We start from the raw sequence: 20828 nt of genomic DNA, 5'->3' as shown, positions 1-20828 counted from the left end.
AAAAATATATAAGAATAAATTTGCAATATGAAGTATGGAGCGGGAAACGAGATTCGAACTCGCGACCCCAACCTTGGCAAGGTTGTGCTCTACCCCTGAGCTATTCCCGCAATTTGAAGTCAAATTATAATAAAATTTAATAATTTTTGTCAATAAATTTTTATGTTTTATTTATAAAAATTTATAGATTTTCGCTTTTTTCTAAAACTTCAAAATACTCACTTTCTAGTTTTTCTAATTCTTTTTGTGCTTGCTCTAGCTCTTTATAAAGAGTATTTATGCCTATTTCTTGATATACACTTGGATTTGAAAGATCATCATTTAATTTGGAAATTTGTTTTTCAAGAATTTCTATTTTTTCGGGATGATTTTTTAAAATTTCATTTTCTTTATAGCTTAGCTTTTTACTATTTTTTTCTTTTTGTGTGTGAGTTTGCTCTTGTTGTAAATCAAGGCCTGAAATATAATCATCAAATTCTTGCATTTCTTTTTCATTTTCAAGGTATTCAGTATAAAGGGTGTGTAAAATATTGATCTTAGCACCACTTTCAAAAGCATAAAGTTTAGTAGCGATTTTATCTACAAAATATCTATCATGAGATACTAGCAAAATGGCTCCTTCAAAGCTAAGTAAATATTCTTCTAAAATATTAATAGTCGCTATATCAAGATCATTTGTAGGCTCATCTAGGATTAAAACATCATATTCTTCTGTAAAAAGCAAAGCTAAGGCGACGCGATTTTTTTCTCCACCACTTAAAACAGAAACACTTTTATCTAAAAATTCTTTAGGAAATAAGAAATTTTTTAAATATCCATAAACATGCATATTTTTTCCACGCACTTCAACTCTATCACCTCCATTAGGACAGAAAATTTCAAGCAAGGTTTTATCTGAATTTACAAGACTTCTAGCTTGATCAAAATATCCTATCTTGATCTCTCCACGCTTGATCTCTCCGCTATCTTGTTTTAACTCACCTAAAAGTATTTTTAAAAAAGTAGACTTTCCGCAGCCATTTTTTCCTACTATGGCAATGCGTTCACCTTGTAAAATACGACTTGAAAAATCTGTAAAAAGAGCTTTTTCTCCTAAATTTTTACTTACATTTTTAAGCTCAAAAAGCATTTTTTTGCGATTAGGAATTTTTTCTCCTGTAAAATTTAAAGCTGCTCTTGAAATTTCAAGCTTTAAACGCTTGATGGCACCAGGATTTTTTTTAGCTTCTTCACGCATTTTAAAAATACGCTCTTTGCGTCCTTCATTTCTTTTAAGTCTTGCTTTAACACCTCTTCTAAGCCATTCTTCCTCGCTTTTTAAATGCTTTAAAAGCGTTTCATGGCTTTTGGCTAAGCTTTCTAGAATTTGAGTTTTTTTCTCTAAATAATTCGCATAACCACCCTTAAATACACTGAGTTTGCCTTGATCAACTTCTACGCATCTATGTGCAATTGCATCTATGAAATACCTATCATGCGAGATAAAAATCACGCACATCTTTGAATTTTTTAACAAATCCTCTAAAAAGCTTGTCATATAAACATCAAGATGGTTTGTAGGCTCATCAAGCAATAAAATATCAGGATTTTTGAGCAAAAGTATACAAAGACCTACCCTACGAATTTCACCACCACTTAGAGTGCAAACCAAACGATCAGAGTAATCTAATAGGCTAAATTCTTTTAAAACGCGCGTGATTTTAGCTTCGATATTCCAAGCATCTTTGCTATCAATTAGAGCAATTGAATCATCTATTTGTTTTAAATAATCTTTATTCGTAGGCTCTTTTTCGAGTTTGCTTTGCAATGCTTCATATTCTTTTAAAGTATTATAAATTTCTTCAAGTTCGATTTTTATGGCTTCTTTGACACTTAAATTTGCATTAAAATCAACAGTTTGTGAAAGCATGGCTATGCTTTTTCCATTTTGCCTTACTACTCTGCCGCTATCTAAAGTTAAAGTGCCTAAAAGCGCTTTTAAAAGACTTGATTTTCCTTCTCCATTTTTTCCTATGATGGCTATTTTTTCGCCTTCATTGGCGCTAAAATTTGCCTCATTTAAAACAATTTTTTCTCCAAATTTTTTTGAAGCGTCGATTAAATCAATAAGTGCCATTTTTTTCCTTAGTAAAGTTTAAAACTGAATTTAGAACCCTGCGATACAGTGCTAGAAATTTCTAAATAGCTTTTGTGTATACTTAAAATTTTTTTTACTAAAAAGAGTCCAAGTCCGAAAGAATTATCACTTTTGGTATTAATTTTATAAAATTTTTTCGTAATAAGCTTTAATTGATCCTCTTCTATACCCTTGCCAAAATCCAAAACACTAATCTTTTGATCTTGTGCAATTAAAATAACTTCTTTTTGGCTGTATTTTAAGGCATTGGAAAGTAAGTTGATAATCACTTGTTCGATTAAAAACTCATCAGCTTTTACCTTAGTGCTTTTTCCGCGTAAAATCACTCTTTCAAAACCTGGGTTTTTAACAATTTTTTCACACAAAGCAAAAAGATCAAATTCTTGCATTTGTAAAGCTTCGTGGTTGAGATTAAAAACGAAATTAAGTTTATGTGTTAAAGCATTTAGCTTTAGACTTTGGCGTGAAATTTTTTCTAATAATTCTTTTTTGAGTTTTTCATCTTTTAAATTCTCATCCTTAAGCATTTCTAAACTAAGTTCAATTACACTTAAGGGATTTTTTAACTCATGAGAAATAGCAGAAATAACACTTGCTAATTGAGTATTTTTAAGAGCAATCTTGTCGCTTTGTTTTTTATTTTTTTGAGTATTTTTTAAGATTTTCTCTTTTGTTTTTAAAAGTTTTTTATTTAGCAAATTGAGCTCTTTAAAAATGCTATCTTCTAAAATAACAGATTTTGAATCATTGATAAAATTTAAAAATTCTAAAATTTTTTTAAAACTTTTTGCTAGTTTTCTTCCCATAAAAAACACCAAAATAAAAACAAGCATAAAATAAAGCCCAAAGCTTATGCTTATTTTTAACCAAAAATTTTGCAAATTCAAAAATCTTGGATAAACAATGATCATATATTTATAGTCTTTATAGGTAAAATTTTTTACAAGAATTCTTTTAGAGTTTAAATCATAAATTGTATTTTCTTTTAAATTTAAAAATAAATCCGCATTTAAAACAGAAGAAATCTCAAAATCATCTTTCAAAATAATAAAATCCGCCCTTGTATCTTGTGCGAATTCTTTGATATTATCAGAATTTAAATGTTTTAAAAGTGAAAATTTTAAAACATCATCAAGGCTTTTGATTTTTTGTTCGTATTGCTTTAAGAGTAAAAAATTCAAATAAGAATTTGTAAGTGTGTAAAAAATCACACCAAAAGATAAAATTAGTAGAACAAAAAAAGCTATAAAAATATTTTTAGTTTTTAGCATATCTTATAACCAATACCTCTAACGCTTATAATATACTCTTTAAGCTTTGGGAATTTGTTTCTTAGTCTTGTTAATGCTATATTGATTGTTTTATCGCTTGTAGTGTCATCTTTCCATACGCTTTCGCTTAAAAATTGTCGTGTTAACAAAGCATTGGGATTTTCAAAAAAGCATTTTAAAAGCTCATATTCTAAATTTGAAATATCTAGTTTTTCATTTTTATAGAAAAATTCATAATTGATTAAATCCAAAGAGAAATCTTTAAAAACCAATCTCTCTTCTTCTCTTTTATGACGCTTTAAGATGGCTTTAATGCGAAGCAATAATTCATTAAAATCAAAAGGCTTGCACATATAATCATCACAACCGCTTTCAAAACCTTCAAGCAAGTCTTGATGCAGGGTTTTAGCGGTTAGAAAAATCACCGCTTCTTTATAGCCCTGCTTTCTTAGCTCTTTAATCTTATCCAAAGAATCTCCACTTGGAAGATTTCTATCAACTATCAAAAGATCGATTTGCTCATTATCGAGCAAATCTTCAACTTCTTTAAAATCTAGCAAGGAAAAAATTTGATAATCACAAGCCTTAAGCCTCAAACTAAGCAAATCATTTAAATCTGTATCATCTTCTATGATAAGAATTTTAGATTTCGACATATTGTACAAATATACACGCCTCTAATTGTCTTAATTCTTCTAAAACTTCTTTTTGCACTTTTTCATCGATTAATACCACTGCTAAAGCATATCCAAAACCATCTCTACCCAATCTAAAATCAGCAATATTGATATTTTTAGATGCTAAGACAGAGCTGATTTTAGCAATAACCCCTGGGATATCTTTATTTTTGAAAATGATCATTTTTCCTTTTGGTTTAAAATCAGTTTGGAAGCCATTTAATCCAACTATGCGTTGTTCATTTTCGTTAAATACAGTTCCTGAAACATTGATATTTGAATTTTCTGTGATGATTTTAACACTAAGTTTGTTGTTATAACCACTATTTGGAAGAGTTTCGCAAGATAAGTCCACGCCTTTTTCTTTTGCAACAAATTCAGCATTAACATAATTTATTTTTTCACCTAAAATTCCACTTAAAGCTCCTACAGCAGCAAAAGTAAGCATTGAAGTAGCATATTCACCTATTACTCCTTCTGCTTCTAGTTTAATACTTTTTATAGGATTTTTATCGATTTGAACTGCTAAAAATGCCATCTTCGAAACAAGTTCTATATAAGGTGCTACAAAAGGCGGTAAATCCTCGGTTTTAATCGGTAGATTAAGAGCATTAGGGTATGCTACGCCTCTAGCTGCGCTGAGAGCTTGTTCACAAGCTTCTCTTGCAATATTATCTTGACTTTCTAGAGTGTTTGCACCAAGATGAGAAGTTACTGAAACATTTTCAAAATCTAAAAGAGGATGATTAGTAGCAGGCTCTTTTTCAAAAACATCGATACCAAGCCAAGCTATTTTACCACTTTTTAAGCCCTCACATAAAGCCTCTTCTGTATATAAACCTCCACGAGCGCAATTAATAAGTCTTATGCCATCTTTCATTTTTGCAATTTCATTTATGCCAATCATACCATTAGTTTCTTTGGTTTTTGGTGTATGAATAGTGATAAAATCGCTTTGAGTAAGAATTTCATCTAAGCTTTTTGCTTGCTCCATATCTAAGTCTGTGATTTTAGAAGCTGAAATATATGGATCATAAGCTAAAATTTTCATACCAAAAGCTTTAGCGCGGATGGCTACACGCGAACCTATATTACCAAAACCGATAACACCCAAGGTTTTACCCATAAGTTCTACGCCATACCATTTTTCTCTTTCCCATTTTCTTTCATTCTTTAAAAAATTATGCGCATTAACAAAGCTTCTAGCAGAACTTAAAAGATGTGCCATAGTAAGCTCTACTGCAGCAATAGTATTAGCAGTTGGGACATTCATTACTATAACGCCACGCTTAGAGCATTCAGGGATATCAACATTATCCACTCCTACTCCTGCGCGTATAAGAGCTTTGAGTTTTTTAGCATGGTTTAAAAAATTTGCATCCACATCAGTAGAACTTCTAGTAATAGCAACTTCTACATCTGCAAGCATATCCATTAACTCATTTTTCGGAACTTTAGCAGCTTCTATAAGCTCAATATCCTCAGCTTTTCTTAAAAGCTCTACACCTTTATCTAAAATTGCATCACAAACAATAATCTTTTTTTTCATAACCAAATCTCCTTCGCTTCTGTATGGATTTTATATTTTTTTAGTTCTTTGATGATATCATCAATTAAATTTTTATTGCCTGTATCTATAAAGATTTCAGGACTTTCTCCGGATTTTAATAAAAAATACTTCACATTAAAAGAATTCAAAGTCTGTCTTAAACAAAACATGGAGTAAATATCATACTTGCTAACAACAAGCTGATAGTATTTATTTTTTTCTTTAAGTTCGCTAGTATCTGCATCAAAATGTAGTGTAAATTGCTCCACAGCAGGAGTAAAATCTTTACTAGGCCATTTAGCTAATTCTTCTTGCCAACTGAGTTCTCGGGTTTGTTTTTTCTCAATCTGATGTGTATTTGTATCTTTAGCAAATTCGGGAATAAAATTAGAATTTGCTTTAAATTTCCAAAGCAGTACAAAAACGACAATAAGCAAAATGAGCAATAAAATACTCAAAATGCTTATAGTTGCATATTTTTTCATCATTAAGCTAACTGATCTTTAATGATATCACCTAAAGTTACTTTATCATCATTGTTGATTTCATTCAATACTTCTCGCTCTTTAATTTTAACCAAATTTTTAACACTTAGGCGAATTCTATTTTTCTTTTCATCAATGAATGCAATTGCTGCTTCAATCTCATCACCGATTTTTAAATTCTCAAGAGTTGAAGCACTAATATCTTCTTTATGGATAAGTGCATCCACATTTTTATTTAGCTCTACAAATACACCAAAATCTTTAATATCTCTGATTTTTCCTTTAACAATATCACCTACTTTATGATTTTTGGCATATTCTTGAACAGGGGATTCACTAAGTTCTTTGATACTTAAAGAAATTTTTTGCCCTTCTTCGTCGATTTTGATAATCTTAACTTTGATAATATCACCATTGTTAAATTTATCTTTACATTTTTCATTTCTATCCCAAGATGCATCTTCATTATGCAAAAGACCTTCTACAGAACCAATTTTCACAAAAGCACCAAAAGAAGTCGTTGAAGTTACTTCTCCTTCTATCACATCGCCGATTTTATGACTTTTCATAAATTCATCAAAAGGTTTAGAAAGTAAATTTCTCAAAGATACTCTTAAGCGTCTTTCGTCTGAATTGATTTCAATCACTTCAACATCAATTTCTTGACCCTTGCTTATGTAATCTTTTGGATTTTTTATATTTTTATCCCAAGAAATTTCACTGATATGCAAAAATCCTTCTATATCGTTACCAAGATCAACAAAAGCACCATATGGCTCTATATTTGAAACAATAACTTTGATAGTATCGCCCACTTCTAAGCTATCTTTAATCTCTCCCCAAGGATCAGGTAAGGCTGCTTTGATAGAAAGGGATAAATGTTTGCGATCTTTGTCGTATTTTACTACTTTAACAGGAACTTTATCTCCTTCTTTGTATAAGATACTAGGATTTACAGGTCCTTTGTATGAAATTTCGCTGTAATGAACAAGTCCATCAACGCCACCCACATCAACAAACATACCATAAGTTGTAATTTTTTTCACAACACCTTCGATAAGTCCTTCTTGCTGAGCGATATTATTAATAAGCTCCTTGCGTTTTTTTCTTTCATCATCTAAAGTTTTCTTTCTGGATACAATAATGCTTTGTTCCTCTTTATCAACTTTGATGATTTTAACTTTAAAGGTTTTACCTATAATATTATTATTTTCTTTAAAGCCGTATTGTGACTTTGGTAAGAAAAATTCTACATCATCATCATTTACGACAACAAGTCCGCCTTTATTTTTTCCCACTACTTTTACTTCAAAAATATACTCATCATCTTCTTTATAATTTTGAATAAATTCGATAACTTTTTCTTTTCTTAAAGCTTTTTTGTGAGAAAGTAAAGATCTACCACCACGAGAGCCTATAACAGCAACTTTAATGCTATCACCTACTTTAAATAACAAATTAGCATTCTCATCTTGAATTTCATTTAATGCTAAAATACCTTCTGATTTTCTACCTATATCTACATAGACTTCATCATTTTTAATCTCTACGATTACGCCTTCGGTTATAGTTTCTTCTCTTGACTTGTCAAAAGCTTCTAAAAGCTGACCAAAGTCTTCATCTTCAAGATAGTCCTCTAAATTGTTTTGAACTTTTTTGTTCACCTCGCTCATCATGGTCCTTTTGAAAAAAATTAAAATTTGACTGATTTTACCTTATTTTTCTTTAATTAGTGTTAAGAATTTTAATTTTTATTATTTTTTTTTAAATTGTAGTTTTATTTACTTTTTAAAAAAATAAAATATCACGATTTTAGCACTTAAATGATTCTATTTTAGCTATAACTTTTTTAATAATCCAATCAGGTGTACTAGCCCCAGCGCTAATTCCGCAATGCGTTTTATTTAAAAACCATTCTTTTTGCAATTCTTCTTCAGTTTCGATAAGATAGCTGTCTTCGCAATTTGCCTTAGCTATTAAAAAAAGTTGCTTGGTATTGGCTGAATTTTTACCTCCAACAACTATCATCACATCACTTTTAACCGAAAGTTCTTTGATGGCATCTTGATTTTTAAAAGTTGCATCGCAAATTGTATTAAAAACTCTTACCTCTTTAACCTTAAGAATTAAAAAATTGACTATTTCCATAAAATGCTCAGGTTTTTTAGTCGTTTGGCTAACAACTGCAATTTTATTAGGCAATTTAATATCTTCGAGTTCTTTTTTATCCAAAACCACATAAGCTTTTGTAGTCACATAACTTCTTACACCCTTAACTTCGGGATGATTTTCATCGCCAAAAATCACTACATCATAACCTTCAGCACTCATTTGTTCGCAAATTTGTTGTGGTTTGGTTACAAAAGGGCAAGTTGCATCAAAAATTTCAATATCTTTCTTTTTAAGTTCTTCTAAATCTTGCTTGGTGATTCCATGCGTCCTTATAATAGCCTTTTTTTCATCGCTTAAAGCCCTTATATTTTCTAAGGTTTTAACATTGAAATTTTTTTGCAAACGAGAAATTTCTTCATTGTTATGGATAAGCGGTCCTATGGTCGCTGCGTCTTTAATTTGTTCGGCTTTTTTAATTGCTCTTTTTACACCAAAACAAAAGCCATAATTTTTAGCTAATTCAATAATCAATTCTAGCTCCTATTTTTGCAAGAATATCCATAAAATTAGGGAAAGAAGTTTTAATGCATTCACCTTCATCAATTTCCATTCCACAAAGTAAGCCCAAAATCGCAAAACTCATAGCAATACGGTGATCTCCATAGCTTTTTATCTTAGCTTTTTTGATTTGAGAGCCTTCGATTTCAAAACCGTCTTCAAGTTCTTTAGCATTTACTCCACAAAGTTTTAAATTTTCAACCGTAGCAGCAATTCTATCGCTTTCTTTTACTCGAAGTTCTTTGGCATTAATGAGTTTAGATTTACCTTTTGCTAAGGCAAATGCTATGGCTAAAGCAGGTGCTTCATCTATAAGCCAAGCTATATTTTCTTTAACTTCTACCGCTTTTAACTCGCTTGAGCTTGCATGAATTTCGCCTATGGTTTCAAAATCATTTTGTGTAATTTTTATTTCAAGTTTTGCACCCATTTTTTGCAAAATTTTGTAAGCTTCAATACGTGTAGGATTGAGTAAAATATTTTTTAAAACTACTTTAGAATTAGGCAAAATAATCGCAGCTAAAGCAAAATAAAAAGCCGAAGAAGGATCGTTAGGTATAAGAATATCTTGAGCTTTTAAAGCTTGATTTAAAGGAGAGATTTCAAGACTTAAATTATCTTCACTGATTTTTAAAGGTGCATTCATAGCTTTTAACATATTTTCGCTGTGGTTTCTGCTTAAAGATATTTCGCTAAATTTGGAAGTTTTATCTGCTCTAAAAGCCGATAAAATCATAGCTGTTTTAACTTGAGCTGAAGAAATTTCACTTTTATAATCAAAAGCTTTTAATTTTTGTCCCTCTATGCAAAGTGGAGCTAAATTTGCCTGTTCTCTGCCGTAAATTTTCGCACCAATTTCACTTAAGGGTTTGCAAATTCTTTTCATAGGACGATTATTAAGATATTTATCACCGCTTAAAACAAAAAAGCCTGAAACACCTGCTAAAAATCCTATCATTAAGCGCATTGCAGTACCTGAATTTCCACATTCTAAAACACAATTAGGAGAAAGTATCACGCTAGGTGGCGTAATGCTTACATTAGAACCTTCTCGTTTGACTTTGGCTCCTAAATTTTCTATTATTTTAAGAGTATTTAAAGTATCTTCAGCTAAAAGATAATTTTTGGCTCTATTTTCACCTTGGGTTAAAAGCGAAAAAATAGCAAAACGATGAGATATGCTTTTATCTGCTGCTATATCAGAAATTTCGGTATTAAAGGATTTTAAAGCATTTATCTTCATCTTAATTCAAGCCCCATTTCTTTAAAGCTTTGCAAAATTTTATCCATATGTTCTGCAACTTGAGCCTCTTCTAAAGTTTTATTCATATCTCTAAAAACAAATTTAAGAGTTAAGCTATAAGAATTTTCAAGGCTTGCGTCGCTATACAAATCAACTAAGCGGAAATTTTCCAAATTTTCTAAATCTAATTCCTCTATGCAATTTTTAATTTTTTCGTATTCAAAACCCTTAGGTATGAGTATGCTAAGATCTCTGCTAATGCTTGGAAATTTAGAATAAGGTTTAGCCAATTTAAAATGCTGTTTAATTAAATTTAAATCAAGTTCGCAAATATATGTTTTTAGCAAATCTCTTTCATTTTCTATTTTTAAATGCAAGCGACCTGCAAAACCTATTTTTAAATCTTTTAAATAAATATCAGCTTGCTCATAAGGACTTAAAATATCATGTTTTGAAGCTTTTAATTTAAAATCTCCTATGATATTTTTAAGATCTAAAAGAAAATCATAAAAATTAGCTAATTCAGGTTTTGCTTTATTCGAAATTTTAGGCTCTTCTTTATAGCCTGAATGCACAAAAGCTATATGATTTAATTCTTCATTATTGCTTCCAAAAACTACCCCAAGTTCAAAAAGTTTAATGATTTTTTTAGAATTTTTTGCATTTAAACTTGCTGCGTTTAGAAGGTGGTTTAAAAGCGTTGTTCTTAGAGTGTTTAACTCTGCAGTAATTGGATTGATAAGTTTTAATTTTATAGGATTAAAACCAAGGGATTTTAACTCTTCTTCATTGTCCAAAACATAATGCAAACTTTCAAAATATCCATTAGCTACTGCTTTTTTTCTTAGCTCTACTAGCTCTTTATAATTTTTATAAGTGGAATTTAAACGATTTTTTTCTACAAATTCCAAACCTTTTGAAGCAATATTATCAATACCTATGATACGCACTACTTCTTCGCAAATATCAGCTAAATTTTTTATATCAGGACGATGCATTGGAGCTTTAACATTGACAAGTCCATCAGCAGAAATTATAAGCTCAAAACCTAATTTTTTAAGAATTTTTAAAACTTCATCTTTGTCCACTTCTTGCCCTATGGTCTTGCTAATACTTTCAATACTGATTGGTATATTAGGTAATTCCTTGCTTGTTATAACTTGCTGTGAGGAGCTGTAAATAATCAAATCTGGATTTTTTTCTAAAACACTTAATAAAAAATCCATACCTAAATTTAATTTAGGTTCACTACCTCTAAAACTTCTATAAATAGTTTGCTCATCTTGCTTTTTATAGGACATTTTAGCATCTGCAATAATCATTGGATCCGTATAATTTGCCTCAATGATAATTATCTTAGAATCTTCCTTGCACTTAAATTTCTCCTCTTGATAAATTCCACTCACGCTAAGAAGTTCATCTTGGCAAGAAATTTTGGTTTCGCCATGTATTTCTTTGACTAAATTGAAAGTAAATTCTTCGTTCTCTTTGCAAATAGAATTTAGATCATAAGCATTAAAAAGCACACCTGTAGAGTGCGTTGCATAATTTAATAAATTTTCTATAGGATTTTTTCCAAAATTTTCTACCTGTGCTAATCTTAAACTAATGAGTAAATTCGTTTGAATTTTTTCTTTTAATTCTATAGCTCTGTAATTATAAAGACTGTTTAATTCTTTTTCAGCACTCAAGCGTAAAATACGACCTATACCTAAAACATTCTCCCCTTCTTTGAAAGGTGGTTTTTCTTTTAGGTTTAAATTTAAAGCCACTGCTAAATCGCGTGCTATACCATAAATACTAAGACAATCTCCTCTATTTGGAGTTAATTCAACCTCGATCAAGCCATCATTAAAAATTTCATAAGAATTTAAAGCTTTTCCAAGCTCTAACTCCCCTATGCTATCATCTAAAAGCATGATGCCATCATTGATTTTTTCAAAACCCAATTCTGTGCTAGAACAAAGCATGCCACAAGAATCCACTCCGCGCAATTTAGCTTCTTTAATCTCCATACCATTTGGCATTAAAGCACCTTTTAAAGCTACTGCGACAAATTGTCCTTGTGCGACATTTTGAGCTCCGCAAACTATTTGCAAAATTTCACTTCCAACATCGACTTGACAAATACTCAATTTGTCAGAATTTTCATGCTTTATTTTTTCTTTTACAAAACCCACTACGATTTTATCTGGCACTTTTAAGGTGCAAATTCTATCTACTTCTATACCTATAGAATTTAATGTATGTGCTATATCATCTAAACTTTTATCTTCGAAATCTAACCAATCGCTTAACCAACTTTTAGTAATTATCATCTAAATTGCTCCAATAGTCTTAAATCGCCTTCAAATAAAGATCTTAGATCAGGAATTTGATGTAAAAGCATTGCAAAGCGTTCTACACCAAGACCAAAAGCATAGCCACTTACATCTTTATAACCTACAAAATTAAATACATTAGGATCTACAACCCCACATCCTAAAACCTCAAGCCAACCTGTTTGCTTACAAACCCTACATCCACAACCCTTGCAAAATACGCACGAAATATCAACTTCTGCTGATGGTTCTGTAAATGGGAAAAAGCTAGGACGGAAACGTACTTTTACATCCCCAAACATATAACGCAAAAAGTCCTCCAAAATACTTTTTAAATTTGCAAAACTTACCCTTTGTCCCTCTTCTACTACAAGTCCCTCTACTTGATGAAACATAGGAGTATGAGTGATATCAAAATCTCTTCTAAAAACCGCACCTGGAGCTATCATTCTAATAGGAGGTTTTTGCGCAAGCATGGTGCGAATTTGCACAGGAGAAGTTTGGGTTCTTAGAAGTCTTTTATCATCAAAATAAAAAGTATCTTGCATATCTCTTGCTGGGTGAGATTTTGGCAAATTTAGAGCTTCAAAATTGTGAAAATCATCTTCTATTAAAGGACCTTTTTCTATACTAAAATTTAAACTCACAAAATATTCTATAATTCTATCCATAGTACTCATAACAGGATGTAAAGCACCATTTGTAGGACTTTCATCAAAATAATTAAAATCAAGCGCATCTTGTTTCATTTTTTCTTCTAAAGCTAGATTCTCCAAAGCTTTAAATTTTAACAAATAAGCCTCATTAAAAGCATCTTTTTGAGAATTTAATTTAGCAGCAAATTCTTTTTTCTCTTCGCCTGCTAGATTTTTTAGCTTTGCAAAACTCTCCGTTAAGATACCCTTTTTTCCAAGAACGGCAACCCTAAGAGCTTCTAAGTCGTTTAAACTTTTACATTGTTGAATTTGTTCGATAAAATTTTGCAATTTTCTACCTTAATAAGTTATTTTTAGTTTTAATTTTATTAAAAACTATTTTAAATTCAGCATAAAAACTAAACTTTAAAGATATAATTGTATAAAATTAACACTAAAGAAGGATAAATAATGAAAGAAAAAACTGTTTTTGAACTCATTGTTGAAGGAAAAATTCCTTGTAATAAAGTACTTGAAAATAATGATTTTTTAGCTTTTCATGATATAGCTCCTAAGGCACCGATTCATATACTTATTATCCCAAAAAAACATTTCAAAGACTTTCAAGAATTTGATCCTAAACTTATGGAAAAAATGACAAGTTTTATACAAGAGTTAGCTGTACTTTTAGGAGTGGATAAAAGTGGATATCGCTTAGTAACAAATTGTGGTAAAAATAGCGGTCAAGAAGTTTTTCATTTGCATTTTCATATGCTAGGCGGCTTTAAACTTCCTAAAGAAAAAGATGAGAATGAAAATCCTCAAGCTTTATTTTAATTTATGATAGTGTTTTTGCACTATCATAAAAAATGCTTATTTTGTTAAAGGGATAAGTAAACCTTCATATAATGAATTATAAATTTCATCGCCACACAAATGCTTTGCAAGCTCTAGTCCAAATAAAATAGCTGTTGCAGGACCTGCACTTGTAATAACATTTTTATTTACAACTACAGCTTTATTAACTCTATTTCCTTTAAGACCTGCTTCGCAACTTGGGTAGCAAGTAAACTCACCTTCTAAAACTCCAGCAGCATTTAATACTATAGGAGAAGCACAAATTGCAGAAACAATCTTACCTTCGCTATGTAGTTTTTTAATAATGCTTAAAATTTCATTTGAATTTTTAAGATTATTCATACCATCAAAACCTCCAGCTAAAGCTATTGCATCAAGATTTTTAGTATCTACAGCTTCTAAAGAACAATCTGCTTTTATACTGATCCCATTTGCACCCTTTACTAAAAGTTCATTATCCAAAGAAGCGATAATAACTTCTAAATTTCCACTTAGTTCCGCAGCTCTTTTTAATACATCTGCTATACCTATAAATTCAGCTTCTTCAAATCCTTGAGCTAAAGGAATTAATACTTTTTTACTCATTTTTTCTCTCCTTGTTTTTAAATTTTTCTTCTCGAATTCTAGCTTTTTCATTCATTTGATAGTTAAATCCCACTATCAAAAATATCATAAAAAGCACAAAAGCTATGATTAAAACAAAATCCAAAACTATCATATCGCGAAACCTTTTTAAAAATTCTAGCATATTATTGCAAATCTTTAAAGAAAAATCAAACGATAATTTTATAGAATTTAAGTTAAAAATTTTTAAATAAAGGTTATGTTTTGAATCAAAAAAATGTAAGAATATTTGTATTTTTCGCCATCATTCTTTTTTGGGGATATTTTTCTTTTCCTATTGAAATTTTACAAATCAAAGAAGCTGATGGGACTATAAATTACGGATATACTCCAAACGCACAAGCTTACATAAAAAGTTATTTTATCACTCTTTTACTTACTGCTTGCTCAGCAATTATTGGCGTGGTTATTGGTTTTAGTCTTGCTATCTTACGTTTTTCAAAAATAAAAGTTTTAAATTTTATCATAGATGAATATATTGATATTATAAGAGGAACTCCTGTTATATTGCAACTTATGATTTTTGCTTTTGTAATTTTTACTTTTATCGATAATCTTTATGCTGCAATATTTGCACTAGGACTTAATAGTTCTGCTTATATAGCAGAAATCGTAAGAAGCGGGATTAATAGTGTTGATAAAGGACAAATGGAAGCAGCGCGTGCTATGGGACTTGATTATAAAACTTCGATGAAAGAAATTATATTGCCCCAAGCGACTAAAAATATTTTACCTGCTTTAGCCAATGAATTTATTTCTTTATTTAAAGAAACCTCTGTGGTTGGATTTATAAGTGTTATTGACATTACTATGCAAAGTCAAAGTCTTCAAGCGGTATTATATAATCCAAAACCTCTTATTTTTACAGGGCTTGTGTATTATGTGAGTGTAAAAATTTTTAGTTATTTTGCTAAAAAACTTGAGTTAAGGATGAGCAAAAATGATTGAGATTAGAAATTTAAGTAAAAAATATGGAAATTTAGAAGTTATTAAAAACATCAGTACAAAAATTTCCAAAGGTGATATTATATCCATCATAGGTCCAAGCGGGGGCGGAAAAAGTACTTTTTTGCGTTGTATCAACCGCCTAGAACTTGCAGATAGCGGAGAAATTCTTATCAATGGTTGTAATATTTTAAATGAACAAATTGATATTAACAAAATTCGCCAAAAAGTGAGTATGGTATTTCAGCATTTTAATCTTTTTGCCAATAAAAATGTATTACAAAATTTATGCTTAGCTCCTGTAAAAACAGGAATTTTAAATGAAGATGAAGCTATAAAAAAAGCTGAAATTTTACTTAAAAAGGTGGGATTATCCGATAAAAAAGAAGTAATGCCACACAAACTTTCAGGCGGCCAAAAACAACGCATTGCCATAGCAAGAAGCTTGATGATGAATCCTGATGTGATTTTATTTGATGAGCCCACTTCAGCACTTGATCCTGAAATGATAGGAGAGGTTTTAAGTATTATGAAAGATTTGGCTGCTGAAGGACTTACTATGATAGTAGTTACTCATGAAATGGGTTTTGCTAGAAATGTCGCTAATCGTATTTTTTTCATGGATAAAGGAGAGCTTGCAGTAGATGCAAGCCCTAAAGAAGTATTTGAAAATCCTAAAAACGAAAGATTAAAGGAATTTTTAAATAAAGTTTTAAATCACTAAAAAGCCTTAATTAAGGCCTTTTAATTAATCCCAACATTCAGCATTCTTAATGCCTAGCTTTGAAGCACTGAATTTTGGATTTATTTTAGAGTTTTGCTGATCATTGAAATCTTTCAATACTTTATTGACTATACCGCCTAAAAGAAGTAAAGAAATGATATTTGTAATCGCCATAAATGCCATAGTTAAATCGGCCAAACTCCAAGCAAGTTTTAAATTCATTTGAGAACCTATAAAAATCATTGCTACGGCAGTAATTCTAAATAAATTCATTAGCAATTTAGAATTTGTAAGGTATTTTACATTAGCTTGAGCATAGTAATAATTTCCTATTAAAGAAGTAATAGCAAATAAAACAATAGCTATGGTAATAAAATGAACTCCGAAACTACCATAATATTCGCGCATTGCTTCTTGTACTAAAGGCATTGCTGTTAAAAGAGGTTTTCCATCAGCTCCTACATTAAAATATGCCATAGAAAAAAGAACTAAAAAGCCCGAACTTGTACAAACAATAACATCAATCAATACCGAAAAAGCTTGTATTATACCTTGTTTTGCAGGGTGGCTTGTAAGAGCAGCTGCAGCAGCATTTGGAGCAGAACCCATACCTGCTTCATTTGAAAAGAGTCCTCTTTTGATTCCTATAACTAAAGCAGAACCAGCAAATCCACCAAAAATCGCTTTAAAATCAAAAGCACTTTCAAATATAAGCGATACCACAGAAGGAATTTTATCAAGATTGATCAAAACAGCTATAAGAGCAAGCAAGATATAAGCTAGCGCCATAAAAGGGACGATTAAAGAGCTTACTTTGCCTATTTTTGTATGGTGTGAGAAAAACATCCAAATTCCAAAAAGGGTTAAAATAATACCAATAATCATAGGCCAAGAACTTGAAGCAAAATCTGCAGTAGCATTAGGATTGAACATATCATAATAAACTTTAAAAGCTGAAGTCATAGTTTGACTTTGAAGTCCGTTAAATCCATAAGCATAAGTGATGATGAGAATAAAAGCAAAAAAAGCTCCAAAGAAATGAGAACCTAAAGCTTTTTTTATATAATAAGCAGGACCGCCTTTAAATCCTCCTGTATTGTCTTTAGACTTATAAATTTGTGCCAAAGTGCTTTCTGCAAAAGCCGAAGCTCCACCAAAAAATGCCATAAGCCACATCCAAAATAAAGCACCCGCTCCCCCTGCGGCAATTGCAATAGAAATTCCTGCAATATTTCCTATACCTACTCTAGAAGCTGTTGATATCATCAAAGCTTGAAAAGGAGATATGTGCTCCTTGGTATGGTTTTCATTTCTTTCGGTGAGAATTTTAAAAACAGATTTTAACATACGAAACTGCACAAATCTAGTTAAAAAACTATAATAAATTCCGCAGATTATCAGTAAAACCACCATTATAGTGTCAGTATAAGGCAAGACATATTCGAGAAATTTTAATATTTTTTCATCGAATGGGATTGAGGGATTTAAAGTTAAATTTTGTTCACCCATATTTCTCCTTTAAAAAAGTAAAATTCGCTACAACTTTAGCATATTTTTTATGAAAAAATATTGATAATTTACAAAATATTTAAAAAAATATAAAATAAAGAAGATTATAAACGAAAATGATCAAAATTTTGTCGCAAAGCTTCATAAGAAACAATACCAACACTCGTAGCCAAATTTAAACTTCTACCACAAGCTTTCATAGGGATTGTAATGGCATTATCCCAATTAAGCTGCATTAATTCCATCGGTAAACCATAGCTCTCGCTACCAAAAAATAAAAAATCATTTTCTTGAAATTTAGCTTGAAAATAAAATTTATTACTTTTTGTTGTCGCAAAGAAAAAACGATCTTTGTAAATGAGATTGTGTTCAAGAAAGATATCTAAACTTTCCCAAATTACAGGCTCAAGCTTTTCCCAATAGTCAAGCCCTGCTCTACGCACTGCTTTTTGAGAAATATCAAAAACTATAGGTTTGACAATATGCAATTTAAAACCCGCATTAAAACACATTCTACCTATACTACCAGTATTTTGAGGAATTCTAGGATGTACCAAAACAATATTAAACATAATTTACACCAACACTCTTGGGATATCAGGATGAAGTTTGACTAAAATTTCATAATTGATAGTCTTAAAAAAATCTGCCCAAATATTTGCATTATCAAATACACACACTTCTTCTCCAAAATCTTGACAAGAAAAGCTATCCATTGAAATTTTACCTAAAATTTTTTGTTTATTAGCTAGCAATAAATCTCCCTTGCCATTATAACGAAACAAACCATCTGCATAGCCCAAATCATAGGTAGCTATTTTGATTTTTTCTGTCGCACTAAAAGCTCCACCATAGCCTACACTTTGACCTATTTGTAATTCTCTGCAACTTAACCTATGAGCGTATAAGCTTAAAACCCTTTCTAAGCTTTCATCCCCATAGCCAAATTGCGCCAAACCCGTTCTGCAAAATTCATCTTCAGGTATTTTCATAGCTCTAAATAAAGCTGCAGAATTATGCGAGTGAAATATCAAATTTTTATAAATTTGCTTAGCAATATCTTTAGCCTTAGAAAATTTCTCTTTTTGAACAAAAAAACTTGCATCCATTTCATCTGCACCTGCAAAATGCGTAAATATACCTTCTAATTTCAAAGTGGAATATTTCATCTTTAACAAGGCTTCATTTAAATCTTCAACACAAATTCCATTCCGATGCATTCCTGTGTCTATTTTAACATGTATTCTTGTATTATTCTGATAAGCATTTATTTTACTTATATCATTTAAAGCATAAATAAATTTAGGATTTTCTTTGCCGTGTGGGTGATGAGAAAGGATTAAAATATTGTCAAAAAAATCTTCGAGCTCATAAGCTTCTTTTTCATTTTTAACTGCTATAAAATTAACGCCTAGGGTTTTAGCAAGCGGGGCTAGAATTTTCGCCCCATGTCCGTAAGCGTTATCTTTAAAAACACAAATCAATCTCGAAAAGCTACCTATTTTTCCAGCTATAGTTTTTAAATTACTTTCGTAAGCTTTTTGATTAATTTTAATTAAGGACATTATTGTTCTGCTAAGATTTTCATCTTTCCTTTGCTATCAATTTTAACATATAAAATTTTATCTCCTTTAAATTGATAGTTTTTGGTATAGTAATCCTCATAAAACGAAATTCTATACATAGTCTCATTTTCTACATTTGGATAAGGACTAATATTTATATCCGAAAATTTAATCTTTTTATCTTCTTTTCGAGAAAAAATGGACTTTTTCATAGAAGCAAATTGTTCAAATTTCATTTTATCAAAACGCTTAAATTGTTTTTCATCATAGAAATTTAAATAAGTATTTATATCACTATCTGTCCAAGCTAATTTCCAAGCAAAAAGATCTGCAAGCAAAGCAGCTATATCTTCTTTTTTAGCTCTTACTTTTTCTTTCTCTTCTGTCATCGCAAATACTTTTTTATCTTGCACTACTTTAGCAAATTCTTCAAGATTTTCATTAAACAAAGCTATGCAACCGCGTGTTTTAAATTCATCCAGTCTTGTTCCATCTAAAGGATAGCCATGTATCCAAATTCCACCACCTGTTTTACCTTGAACTTTATCAAGTAGATTTGGATAGGTTGTAGCAAATGCAAAAGGACCATAATAAGGATCTCCTGGATTAAATTTGCGCCCAAGTTCATAAAAACCTACTGGAGTTTTTAAATCTCCTTCAACTTCTTTATCTCCCATCAGTCCTGTAATAATAGCTTTTTGCTCAAAATCTTGCTTAATCTCCCCATTATTATAAGAATAGACACGAAGAATTTTATCTGTTTTATTTGTAAGCACGATAGAAACTTTATCATCATAATATCCAAGAGAGATATTTTTATCGCCTATTTCATCTAACCAAAATTCTTTATTAGTTAATTCCTTTTCAATCGCCGCACCCACAGCGTCCAAACCTTGATTTAAATAAATTTTTACCAAATCAGAAGCCCCAAGAGCCGAAACACATATAAAATAAAATGCTAAAATTTTCTTAAGCAAAGCTTTTTCCTTAATTGTATTTATAATATTTTTGAGAAAAAATGTCTGTGATTATATTATTTTTTTTCTTAAAAAATAGTAATTATATAAATTTTATTATGCTATAATCGTAGAATATCTCAGATAATGAAAAAATCAACTTTAAAAGGTGTTGTTTAATTTTATGAAAAATTTTTTTATAGTAGTAATGTTTCTGATTATATTTTTGTCGATCTTTTATATTTTATATGATAAAAAAAAGGATAATATCTTCAAGCTTAATACCTGCCTTCCATTAAAATGTGATTTAAATTCACAAGATTGCACCTTTTCATTTAATGGAAAACAAATTTTAGTATCTGCTTATCCTAAACCTATAAAAATCTTTAAAAATACCGCTATTAAAGTAAGTAATTTTCCCTTTAATCCAAATTTAAAAATTAAAATTTATAGTTTAAACTCATATATAGGAAATATTATTCCACAATTTACAAATACAAAAGATGCAATTATTATCAATTTTACAGGAAAAAGTGTTACAGATGATTCTCGTTTTAGGGTTGAGTTCTTAAACAATGATAAACCTACGGGTTTTTTCTTTGATTTTGATGTCACTTTGCAAAAAATATACAATAGTGCAATCTTACCTCAAAATTGAA

At 30.4% G+C, this 20828-nt stretch carries 20 protein-coding genes and 1 tRNA gene; 4 read left to right on the top strand and 17 right to left on the bottom strand.

The annotated features are described in order from the left end of the window. Positions 1-35: 35 nt before the first annotated feature. The 11 genes from AAID94_04365 to pheS all read right to left on the bottom strand — a co-directional run bounded on the left by AAID94_04365 (position 36) and on the right by pheS (position 13339). Positions 36-110 (bottom strand) — tRNA-Gly (locus tag AAID94_04365). A gap of 71 nt (positions 111-181) precedes the next feature. After that, positions 182-2116: an ABC-F type ribosomal protection protein gene (gene abc-f, locus AAID94_04360; GenBank protein ID XAK23103.1), complete on the bottom strand. Its 1935-nt coding sequence runs from the start codon at positions 2114-2116 to the stop codon at positions 182-184. Between the two features lie 8 nt (positions 2117-2124). Next, positions 2125-3408 carry a HAMP domain-containing sensor histidine kinase gene (locus AAID94_04355; protein XAK23102.1) on the bottom strand — a complete coding sequence of 428 codons (1284 nt, stop codon included), beginning with the start codon at positions 3406-3408 and terminating at the stop codon, positions 2125-2127. Next, positions 3402-4064 carry a response regulator transcription factor gene (locus tag AAID94_04350; GenBank protein ID XAK24780.1) on the bottom strand — a complete coding sequence of 221 codons (663 nt, stop codon included), beginning with the start codon at positions 4062-4064 and terminating at the stop codon, positions 3402-3404. The genes AAID94_04355 and AAID94_04350 overlap by 7 nt, the downstream gene beginning before the upstream one ends. Then, positions 4051-5634 (bottom strand): phosphoglycerate dehydrogenase, encoded by a 1584-nt coding sequence (gene serA, locus AAID94_04345; GenBank protein XAK24749.1) that lies wholly within the window; start codon positions 5632-5634, stop codon positions 4051-4053. The genes AAID94_04350 and serA overlap by 14 nt, the downstream gene beginning before the upstream one ends. Beyond that, complete coding sequence (locus tag AAID94_04340; protein XAK24748.1) at positions 5631-6119, bottom strand: hypothetical protein; 489 nt, start codon at positions 6117-6119, stop codon at positions 5631-5633. Before AAID94_04340 ends, serA begins: the two co-directional genes overlap by 4 nt. Positions 6120-6121: 2 nt before the next feature. Beyond that, positions 6122-7792, bottom strand: coding sequence for a 30S ribosomal protein S1 (locus tag AAID94_04335; GenBank protein XAK24747.1), 1671 nt, complete (start codon positions 7790-7792; stop codon positions 6122-6124). A 139-nt stretch (positions 7793-7931) separates the two neighbouring features. Beyond that, positions 7932-8762: a 4-hydroxy-3-methylbut-2-enyl diphosphate reductase gene (locus tag AAID94_04330; protein XAK24746.1), complete on the bottom strand. Its 831-nt coding sequence runs from the start codon at positions 8760-8762 to the stop codon at positions 7932-7934. Continuing rightward, positions 8752-10032: a 3-phosphoshikimate 1-carboxyvinyltransferase gene (gene aroA / locus AAID94_04325; protein ID XAK24745.1), complete on the bottom strand. Its 1281-nt coding sequence runs from the start codon at positions 10030-10032 to the stop codon at positions 8752-8754. Before aroA ends, AAID94_04330 begins: the two co-directional genes overlap by 11 nt. After that, the gene (gene pheT, locus AAID94_04320; GenBank protein ID XAK24744.1) at positions 10029-12350 is read right to left on the bottom strand and encodes a phenylalanine--tRNA ligase subunit beta; all 2322 of its coding nucleotides are present in this window, start codon (positions 12348-12350) and stop codon (positions 10029-10031) included. Before pheT ends, aroA begins: the two co-directional genes overlap by 4 nt. Continuing rightward, complete coding sequence (pheS, locus tag AAID94_04315; GenBank protein XAK24743.1) at positions 12347-13339, bottom strand: phenylalanine--tRNA ligase subunit alpha; 993 nt, start codon at positions 13337-13339, stop codon at positions 12347-12349. Before pheS ends, pheT begins: the two co-directional genes overlap by 4 nt. A gap of 120 nt (positions 13340-13459) precedes the next feature. Here pheS and AAID94_04310 point away from each other — a divergent pair, with 120 nt between their 5' ends. Further along, on the top strand, positions 13460-13825 hold the full coding sequence (locus tag AAID94_04310) for a histidine triad nucleotide-binding protein (protein XAK24742.1): 366 nt from the start codon (positions 13460-13462) through the stop codon (positions 13823-13825). 36 nt (positions 13826-13861) lie between these two features. Here the strand turns inward: AAID94_04310 and AAID94_04305 are convergent, their stop codons facing one another. Both AAID94_04305 and AAID94_04300 read right to left on the bottom strand, forming a co-directional pair. Next, the gene (locus AAID94_04305; protein XAK24741.1) at positions 13862-14431 is read right to left on the bottom strand and encodes a DJ-1 family glyoxalase III; all 570 of its coding nucleotides are present in this window, start codon (positions 14429-14431) and stop codon (positions 13862-13864) included. Further along, on the bottom strand, positions 14424-14564 hold the full coding sequence (locus tag AAID94_04300) for a hypothetical protein (protein ID XAK24740.1): 141 nt from the start codon (positions 14562-14564) through the stop codon (positions 14424-14426). The genes AAID94_04305 and AAID94_04300 overlap by 8 nt, the downstream gene beginning before the upstream one ends. Before the next feature lie 110 nt (positions 14565-14674). On the opposite strand from AAID94_04300, the gene AAID94_04295 reads away from it, so the two are divergent. Together AAID94_04295 and AAID94_04290 are read left to right on the top strand one after the other, a co-directional pair. After that, positions 14675-15418 carry an amino acid ABC transporter permease gene (locus AAID94_04295; GenBank protein ID XAK24739.1) on the top strand — a complete coding sequence of 248 codons (744 nt, stop codon included), beginning with the start codon at positions 14675-14677 and terminating at the stop codon, positions 15416-15418. Then, entirely contained in the window at positions 15411-16139 is a 729-nt protein-coding gene (locus AAID94_04290) for an amino acid ABC transporter ATP-binding protein (protein XAK24738.1), read from the top strand. Before AAID94_04295 ends, AAID94_04290 begins: the two co-directional genes overlap by 8 nt. Positions 16140-16163: 24 nt before the next feature. Here the strand turns inward: AAID94_04290 and AAID94_04285 are convergent, their stop codons facing one another. From AAID94_04285 to AAID94_04270, 4 genes are all read right to left on the bottom strand, one after another. After that, positions 16164-17552: a sodium:alanine symporter family protein gene (locus AAID94_04285; GenBank protein XAK24779.1), complete on the bottom strand. Its 1389-nt coding sequence runs from the start codon at positions 17550-17552 to the stop codon at positions 16164-16166. Between the two features lie 200 nt (positions 17553-17752). Continuing rightward, entirely contained in the window at positions 17753-18220 is a 468-nt protein-coding gene (locus AAID94_04280; protein XAK24737.1) for a tRNA (cytidine(34)-2'-O)-methyltransferase, read from the bottom strand. A gap of 3 nt (positions 18221-18223) precedes the next feature. After that, the gene (locus tag AAID94_04275) at positions 18224-19213 is read right to left on the bottom strand and encodes an alanine racemase (GenBank protein ID XAK24736.1); all 990 of its coding nucleotides are present in this window, start codon (positions 19211-19213) and stop codon (positions 18224-18226) included. Continuing rightward, the gene (locus AAID94_04270) at positions 19213-20190 is read right to left on the bottom strand and encodes a murein L,D-transpeptidase family protein (protein XAK24735.1); all 978 of its coding nucleotides are present in this window, start codon (positions 20188-20190) and stop codon (positions 19213-19215) included. Before AAID94_04270 ends, AAID94_04275 begins: the two co-directional genes overlap by 1 nt. A 187-nt stretch (positions 20191-20377) precedes the next feature. Here AAID94_04270 and AAID94_04265 point away from each other — a divergent pair, with 187 nt between their 5' ends. Further along, on the top strand, positions 20378-20827 hold the full coding sequence (locus AAID94_04265; GenBank protein ID XAK24778.1) for a hypothetical protein: 450 nt from the start codon (positions 20378-20380) through the stop codon (positions 20825-20827). Position 20828 lies beyond the last annotated feature (1 nt).

Origin of the sequence: Campylobacter coli, assembly GCA_039516895.1 — a bacterium.
Lineage (GTDB): Bacteria > Campylobacterota > Campylobacteria > Campylobacterales > Campylobacteraceae > Campylobacter_D > Campylobacter_D coli_B.
Note: the sequence above shows the minus strand (reverse complement) of the source record. Positions and strands in the feature narration are given on the sequence as shown.

Coding starts and splice junctions, on each gene's coding strand:
- AAID94_04290 (XAK24738.1), top strand. CDS start 15,411: ATGATTGAGATTAGAAATTTAAGTAAAAAATATGGAAATTTAGAAGTT.
- AAID94_04335 (XAK24747.1), bottom strand. CDS start 7,792: ATGAGCGAGGTGAACAAAAAAGTTCAAAACAATTTAGAGGACTATCTT.
- aroA (XAK24745.1), bottom strand. CDS start 10,032: ATGAAGATAAATGCTTTAAAATCCTTTAATACCGAAATTTCTGATATA.
- AAID94_04285 (XAK24779.1), bottom strand. CDS start 17,552: ATGGTGGTTTTACTGATAATCTGCGGAATTTATTATAGTTTTTTAACT.
- AAID94_04265 (XAK24778.1), top strand. CDS start 20,378: ATGTTTCTGATTATATTTTTGTCGATCTTTTATATTTTATATGATAAA.
- AAID94_04310 (XAK24742.1), top strand. CDS start 13,460: ATGAAAGAAAAAACTGTTTTTGAACTCATTGTTGAAGGAAAAATTCCT.
- AAID94_04355 (XAK23102.1), bottom strand. CDS start 3,408: ATGCTAAAAACTAAAAATATTTTTATAGCTTTTTTTGTTCTACTAATT.
- AAID94_04340 (XAK24748.1), bottom strand. CDS start 6,119: ATGAAAAAATATGCAACTATAAGCATTTTGAGTATTTTATTGCTCATT.
- AAID94_04305 (XAK24741.1), bottom strand. CDS start 14,431: ATGAGTAAAAAAGTATTAATTCCTTTAGCTCAAGGATTTGAAGAAGCT.
- AAID94_04300 (XAK24740.1), bottom strand. CDS start 14,564: ATGATAGTTTTGGATTTTGTTTTAATCATAGCTTTTGTGCTTTTTATG.
- AAID94_04280 (XAK24737.1), bottom strand. CDS start 18,220: ATGTTTAATATTGTTTTGGTACATCCTAGAATTCCTCAAAATACTGGT.
- serA (XAK24749.1), bottom strand. CDS start 5,634: ATGAAAAAAAAGATTATTGTTTGTGATGCAATTTTAGATAAAGGTGTA.
- AAID94_04350 (XAK24780.1), bottom strand. CDS start 4,064: ATGTCGAAATCTAAAATTCTTATCATAGAAGATGATACAGATTTAAAT.
- AAID94_04275 (XAK24736.1), bottom strand. CDS start 19,213: ATGTCCTTAATTAAAATTAATCAAAAAGCTTACGAAAGTAATTTAAAA.
- pheT (XAK24744.1), bottom strand. CDS start 12,350: ATGATAATTACTAAAAGTTGGTTAAGCGATTGGTTAGATTTCGAAGAT.
- abc-f (XAK23103.1), bottom strand. CDS start 2,116: ATGGCACTTATTGATTTAATCGACGCTTCAAAAAAATTTGGAGAAAAA.